General features: G+C 28.0%; 4 protein-coding genes. All 4 read left to right on the top strand.

Annotation, left to right across the window (positions count from 1 at the left end; translation table 11 throughout):
• On the top strand, positions 1-759 hold a 759-nt coding region (locus Q4548_RS16490; protein WP_303457082.1), incomplete at its 5' end, for a hypothetical protein.
• Between the two features lie 166 nt (positions 760-925).
• Positions 926-1,798 carry a hypothetical protein gene (locus tag Q4548_RS16495; RefSeq protein ID WP_303457084.1) on the top strand — a complete coding sequence of 291 codons (873 nt, stop codon included), beginning with the start codon at positions 926-928 and terminating at the stop codon, positions 1,796-1,798.
• Positions 1,799-2,080: 282 nt separating this feature from the next.
• Complete coding sequence (locus Q4548_RS16500; protein WP_303457086.1) at positions 2,081-2,413, top strand: type II toxin-antitoxin system RelE/ParE family toxin; 333 nt, start codon at positions 2,081-2,083, stop codon at positions 2,411-2,413.
• A 12-nt stretch (positions 2,414-2,425) separates the two neighbouring features.
• On the top strand, positions 2,426-2,752 hold the full coding sequence (locus tag Q4548_RS16505) for a helix-turn-helix domain-containing protein (RefSeq protein WP_303457089.1): 327 nt from the start codon (positions 2,426-2,428) through the stop codon (positions 2,750-2,752).
• Positions 2,753-2,841 lie beyond the last annotated feature (89 nt).

The raw sequence follows: 2,841 nt of genomic DNA on the forward strand, positions 1-2,841 counted from the left end.
AAAGGCTTCGGCTTAGTCCGTGTTCGAAAAGGCTCTGCTCCTTTTCTTCCCGTACTAATCCTAGCCAAAACCGTTAGGCACAAGCGCAAATCTGAATGGATAAAAAATCTGAAAATGGCTATTTGGCAATATCAACTTAATATTATTCCAAAAAAATCAATTTTGAGTAAATTTGGAAAAATTCCAATAAAACTCGAAATTAACGAAGACGCTTGGGAAAAGTATTGGGAAAATATTGAAGATATTGAAGATATTGAAAATCTACCTGAGCCAGATTTTGAAGATGTAAAAACAATTAATTGGTGGAAAAATAAAAAACTTGACTTAAAAATAATCTCCTCAAAAATTGACAAATTAGTTTCTAGAGCAGATTATGGAAAGGATTCTTTAAATTCTATTATTTGGAAAGGAAACTCTGATAAAAATGAAGATAATGATTGTTATATTTCTTTTGACTCAAATACTAAATCTATAAACGAATTTGAATTTAGAACAGATTTAAGAGATAAAGAAAAAGCAAAGATTTTTTTATCAGGAATGCTTGAACTGTGTTTAGAAAATGAATTAATGGTTTATAATACTAATGGTCATTTATTTGAATCGAAACCTGAATTAATTTACGAAGATTTAAAGAAATCTAATGCTGTAGACTTTTTAACAGAGCCTGAAAAATTTCTTGACAAAATTGCTGAAAGAAAAGAAATAATCAAACCTAAAAAACTTAGTTTATGGTCGAAAATTAAAGCAAAAATGAAATAAAAAGCCAGTGCCTAACAACATATATAATTTATTGCTTGCTTTTTGCTTACTTACGAAAATCCTCGCGGATTTTCTTTGTCAGTAATTATTTATTAATTTAGTGCAAAATTCACGCAACAAACCATATATAAACACGTTGGCAACAATTAGAAAAAAAACCGAATAATTGCGAGAAAACAGACCATATAAAAATATTGTTGATTTAAAATCGGAAATGAAAAACGTCCTTAATAATTTTCAAGTTATCGATAATAATATGATTGCAATTGGAATGGATTATAAGCAGTATTTAGACTCTAGTTTTAATGACAAAAAAATCTATGAATTTAGAGACAACTTACTTTATCGTTTAAAAGCAACCAGACTTCATATAAATATTCTTGTAAATCTTCTAAATTCACTAGACCGAGAATTAACTGAAATTTATTTTAAACAAAATGGACAAATTAGTGTGCAAGTTCATTTTGAAAATAGAAAATCAGATATTTCATCATTATTTGATAGCGTAATTTTTCATATTGTTTCTGCATTTGACTATGTAAGTAATTTAGTTGGTTTCTTGTGTATTAAAAATCAGAAAAAAATTAAATGGACTCAATTTGCTAAATCCGTTCGAGACAAAAAAAACGAATTATCTCAAACTAACTTTAGTGAACTAATTGACAATTTAGACAGAACATTTATTGGGAAACTTTATGACCATAGGTCTTATTTAATTCACATTGGGAATGATAACGGAAAATCATCACTTTCAATAGAATTAATGGAAGGTAAAGTTGAAACGAAAATTATATCATCTTCTAAATTCAATAAAAATTTTAGTGAATTAAGAGAACTTGGAAAAGATAATGATTTATCAATATCGTTTATTTTGTTTTGGCTTTTAAATAAAACAACTGAATCAATTATAGATATTCAGTTCGGATTGAAAGAATATATGGAGAGAAATAAAAAGAACGAAATTCCATTTATGTTTATGAAAGGTCCTAACAATGAAGTTTTACCAGTTTCTACAAACTATTGGAGTAGAAAAAAATAACTGTTGCCAACACCGGCTAAACTTCATGCGGGTTCTGTGCTTTCTCAAAGTTTTGTGTATATTTACTAAGTCGCCAAATCTTGTTGATTTGGCTTTGTGAAAACAAAGAAACAAAACCAAACAAAAAGCTTCGGCTTAGTCCGTGTTCGAAAATCTTGTCGATTTTCAAGCCCGCACAAAGCCTAGCCAAAACCGTTAGCTTTAATGTAAAAAAACAGAAAAGTTTCCATATATATCAACTTTTTAGAGTAAATTTGTTCTATTGAAAATTAATAGAATTGAATGAAACAAAAATTTGAAATTATTTTTCTTGAGGAAGCTATTGAATTTATGGATAGTTTAGATGACAAAGCTAGATCCAAAATCTTTTATAATATGGAAAAAGCCAAGTTCATAAATGATCCTAAATTATTTAAGAAATTGACCGATGACGTTTGGGAGTTTAGAACTCTGTACAACAAAATCCAATATAGGTTATTTGCTTTTTGGGATAAAACTGGAAATACTGAAACTTTAGTTGTTACAACTCATGGAATTATTAAAAAAGTAAGTAAAGTTCCTAAAAACGAAATAGAGAAAACGAATCAAATTAAAACTGAATATTTTAACCAATAAAACTTTTAAAATATGGAAACAAAGAAATTGAAAACAATGACACTTGACCAAATGAAAGACAAACATATTGGAAAAGTTGGTACTGAAAATAGAGACAAATATGAATTTGACTTACAACTTGAAATTCTTGGAGAAACAATCAAGTCAGTGAGAAAAGAACGAAAATTAACACAAGAACAACTTGGAAGTTTAATTGGTGTGCAAAAATCTCAAATTTCTAAGCTTGAAAGAAACACGAAAAATGTTACTATTGAAACAATTTTGAAAGTTTTTAAAGCATTGAAAACGAATGTAAAATTAAGTGTTCAAATGAATGAATTTGATTTTGAAATAGCGTAAAAACACTAAAGCTAACACCGGCTAAAATTAATACGGGTTTTGGTTCTTGCTCAAAGTTTTGTGTATATTTACTAAGTCGCCAAATCCTT

Origin of the sequence: Wenyingzhuangia sp. 2_MG-2023 (assembly GCF_030548295.1) — a bacterium.
GTDB lineage: Bacteria > Bacteroidota > Bacteroidia > Flavobacteriales > Flavobacteriaceae > Wenyingzhuangia.

Excerpts from the sequence above, each read along its gene's own strand:
- Q4548_RS16500 (WP_303457086.1), top strand. The coding sequence starts at position 2,081 with ATGAAACAAAAATTTGAAATTATTTTTCTTGAGGAAGCTATTGAATTT.
- Q4548_RS16505 (WP_303457089.1), top strand. The coding sequence starts at position 2,426 with ATGGAAACAAAGAAATTGAAAACAATGACACTTGACCAAATGAAAGAC.